The sequence below is a fragment of the Moorena sp. SIO3H5 genome, from assembly GCF_010692395.1.
Taxonomy (GTDB): Bacteria; Cyanobacteriota; Cyanobacteriia; order Cyanobacteriales; family Coleofasciculaceae; genus Moorena.
On sequence record NZ_JAAHHS010000559.1, the window covers coordinates 1 to 3,926 of the forward strand.

Genomic DNA, 3,926 nt, shown 5'->3' on the forward strand with positions numbered 1-3,926 from the left:
TACCCAGCGCACAGCGTTGAGGTCATCACCAGCAAAAACGTACCCCACCTGATTTTTAGGCACCTGATGATTCGCTTCTGCCTTCTCCACTGGATTCATACCGGCTTTCATCAGAGGGTATTTGAGGTGCTTTTGAATAAAATAAGCTGACCGCTGTTCCCTTAGCGTGGCCAACGGCTGACCGCTAACCGCTGACCGCTGACCGCTGACGGCTTACCCTACTACTACACGGGGTAGTCGGTGCTTAAAACCACAAATAATTTCCCAGGAAATGGTGCCTAAAGCCATAGCCCACTCATCTGCTGAGATTTGCTCTTCCCCATCCTGTCCAATTAAGGTAACAATTTGCCCAACTTGTATATTAGGAATATCACTAACATCGAGCATGAGCTGATCCATAGTAATTGCGCCAATCTGAGGAACTTGCTGCCCTCGGATGATGACATTCATGCGATTGGAAAGATTTCGGGGAACACCGTCAGCATAGCCAATACCGACTACTGCTATACGCATCTGTCGATTTGAAATAAATTGATAGCCATAACTGATACCAGTGTCAGGGGGAATAGTTTTAATTTGGGTGATCCGCGCTTTTACCTGCATCACTGGCTTGAGGTGAATAACATTTTGAAGATGCTCTGCTGGATAGAGACCATAGAGGGCTAATCCGACACGTACCCAATCGTAGTGCAATGCTGAATCGGTTAAGGTAGCAGCGGAATTGGCTAAGTGCAATCGGGGTGGAGTTATGCCACCAGCCTGCAATTGTGCGATCGCGTTTTTAAACTTTTCATGCTGCTGTCTCATCACTGTGGGGTCAGGACTATCAGCAGTGGCTAGATGGGAATAGACACTAGCTATTTCCAAGTTAGGTAATTGTTGGACTAAGCGTACAAACTCGATAGCATCTTGCCAAGGCATTCCCAAGCGAGACATTCCTGTATCTAGTTTCAGATGCACTGGCAGGGTTTGGTTTAGACCACTCAAGGTTTCCGAAAACACTAAAGCTTGTTGAGGATTACAAAGAGTTGGTTCCAATTGCCAGTGAGCGATCGCTTTGACTTGTTCTGGGGTATTAGTCGCTCCCAACAAGAGTATAGTGGCCTTAATTCCCCCTTGCCTGAGTTGAATGCCCTCTGAGACAGTAGCAACACATAACCCCCCAGCACCAGCTTCTATTGCTGTGCGGGCAACGGTTAGAGCACCATGGCCATAGGCATCGGCTTTCACCACTGCCATTAGTTGGGTAGGATGGCGCAAAAGCTGCTGTATTTGCCGTAAATTCTGATGAAGAGCAACTTGATCAATTTCGGCCCAGGCTCGTTGGCGTAATCCAGGATAAAACGGGTCAGTTAGGCAGTCAGTATCATCCCCTAGGATTTGTGTGACAGATTCCGACTGTAATGGTGTTATACCAATCCTCTGCTGAAGCTCTCCCATCGGACTTCACTCCTCAATCACTCACACATTACACACACATTACACACTATAAGTCGAATGGCGGTTTGAAAAGTTGCGGTGAGATGTCACAATGTTCCACGGGGCTAGTAGTTCAATATAGTTGGCATTGAACGGCACCCTGCTCAGGATAATCTGATCGGTTGGCTATTCTACCTACCTAAAAAATCCTGAACTATGGGATTTATTTTGGTAAGTATTAAAGCAGCTATTAAGATGTCTTAAGCACTAAAGATGAGATAACCCACATCTGCTGTTTTTTTGAAACATATAGTTCATGGATTTATCAAAGATTCCTGCTCAACCTAAACCAGGTCTGATCAACGTTTTAATTGAAATTCCCGCAGGTAGTAAAAATAAGTATGAGTTTGACAAGGATCTAGAAGCCTTTGCCCTTGACCGGGTACTTTATGCATCGGTACAGTACCCCTATGACTACGGCTTTGTGCCTAACACTCTAGCAGATGATGGTGATCCTCTTGATGGTATGGTGATAATGGATCAACCTACCTTCCCTGGTTGTGTGATTACCGCTAGACCAATTGGGATGCTAGAAATGATCGATGGAGGTGATCGGGATGAAAAAATTCTGTGTGTTCCTGACAAGGATCCTCGCTACGCTGAGGTAAAAACTCTCGAAGATATAGCACCCCATCGGTTGGATGAGATTGCTGAATTTTTCAAGACATACAAAAATCTGGAAAAGAAAGTCACTGAAATTTTAGGATGGAAAGATCTTGATCACGTAATGCCTTTGGTGGAAGAGTCGATCAAAAACTATAAGTAGTAGGGACTGATCAAGTAGGGACTCATCGCTGAGATGAGTCCCACTAGAGTTTCTTTTCTTAGGCTAATGGTTGATGCTAGAAAGCTAGCAAGGCGATTAGCCATTCTGTGTTTTAAGGGCAAGTATAATAACAAATCCCCCAACCTTACTAGAGTAGGGTCAGGGAGTGATACCAACGGAAACTCAAATATATTACCCTGTTAGGTGAGGAGATAATCAGGTCAGGATGGAATGGGGTAAGCAGTTATACTTAGCAAGGCCATACACTGAGTTTTTGCTTGAGCTGTCAAAGTTAAGCTATCAGCAAATGGGCTGACTTGCGATAGATTAAAGCTGACCGATCAAGGGATAAGCGATGCAATACCCAGTTCCCATTCTGATTGATTGAATTAATTTGATGCATGTGTGACATAAGTCACAAACTGTTTGTTCCTAAATCCGTTAGAATTAACCAACACTTAAGATACAGTTAAGAGAAAGCGTAACTGTATCTTAACTTCTTTCGGGGGGCTGAACGGTTCCAGATTAGAGATATGACTAAATTACTGGGGCTGTTGTGCTTACTTTCCCCCATCTAATGACTATTGATGTATGCAATTTGATGTATGCAATCGACCCACTTTAACAGAAATTAGTGGTTAACCACAGATGGTTACTTAATACTACCCGAGTATCCTCTAGTGGGAATCTACCAATGGGAATAATTCCTAACTTAGGTTCACTTAATTCATAGATTCAACATGCAAAATCTAGTAGCACCCAAACTAGGCCAATATAAGGTTAAACCCAGCCTAAACAATGGTACTGGAGGGGATATGAGCGTCCGATTTTGGGGCGTTAGGGGTCAAATTTCTGCTCCTGGGACAGATACCATTCGCTATGGTGGCAATACATCTTGTGTAGAAATGCGTGTTGGTAGAAAACGCTTAATCTTTGACGGTGGCAGTGGTTTGCGGGTGCTGGGAAATCATTGGCTTAAGGAAATGCCCATAGAAGCTCACATTTTTTTTTCCCATAGCCATTGGGACAGCATTCAAGGGTTTCCCTTTTTTACTCCTGCGTTTATTCCTGGTAACTGTTTTCATATCTATGGAGCAGCAGCACCTGATGGGGCGTCCATCGAACAGTGTCTAGCTCAGCAAATGATTGCTCCAAATTTTCCAGTTCCCCTTCAGGTCATGCAGTCCGATCTGAAATTTCACGGGTTGAAGTCAGGTCATACAGTAACTCTAGATGATGTAACTGTGGAGGCTGTCCTTCTTAATGACTCACATCAAGCAATGGGTTATCGGGTTAACTGGCAAGGATATTCTGTTGTATACGCCACTAGTCACTCCCATGGTTGGGGTGGTATTGATGAAAATTTACGATACCTATGCCGTCAGGCAGATTTGCTAATTTTGAATACTCCCTTTCCCCTCAAAGAAGATGATCTGCTTAATTATTCACCTTTGATTTGGCAAGATGACCGTTGGCAAACTGGGATACTAACGGCAAAGGTGGCAGGTGTTAAGCGCATAGTTATGTCTCGTTATCATCCTGACTATAATGATGATTATCTCGACAGACTACAACAGCAACTCCAGTCTTTCTCTCCTAATCACTTACTGGCTCGGGAGGGGATGGTTTTGCCTGTTTGTTCAAGGGTAGATCGGATGAGGAATTTGTTTTTGTCTGAGGT

General features: G+C 44.0%; 3 protein-coding genes. 2 read left to right on the forward strand and 1 reads right to left on the reverse strand.

Annotated elements, in window-relative coordinates; all coding sequences use genetic code 11:
* Positions 1-213 precede the first annotated feature (213 nt).
* Positions 214-1,440, reverse strand: coding sequence for an alanine racemase (gene alr / locus F6K52_RS33475; protein ID WP_293089002.1), 1,227 nt, complete (start codon positions 1,438-1,440; stop codon positions 214-216).
* Between the two features lie 295 nt (positions 1,441-1,735).
* Between alr and F6K52_RS33480 the strand changes: the two genes are divergently transcribed.
* Together F6K52_RS33480 and F6K52_RS33485 are read left to right on the forward strand one after the other, a co-directional pair.
* Complete coding sequence (locus F6K52_RS33480; protein WP_293089004.1) at positions 1,736-2,245, forward strand: inorganic diphosphatase; 510 nt, start codon at positions 1,736-1,738, stop codon at positions 2,243-2,245.
* A gap of 740 nt (positions 2,246-2,985) precedes the next feature.
* Positions 2,986-3,926: MBL fold metallo-hydrolase (locus tag F6K52_RS33485; protein WP_293089006.1), on the forward strand; the 941-nt coding region annotated here is incomplete at its 3' end.

What these genes read in the sequence shown, in the direction of transcription:
- alr (WP_293089002.1), bottom strand. Translation starts at nt 1,440, where the DNA reads ATGGGAGAGCTTCAGCAGAGGATTGGTATAACACCATTACAGTCGGAA.
- F6K52_RS33480 (WP_293089004.1), top strand. Translation starts at nt 1,736, where the DNA reads ATGGATTTATCAAAGATTCCTGCTCAACCTAAACCAGGTCTGATCAAC.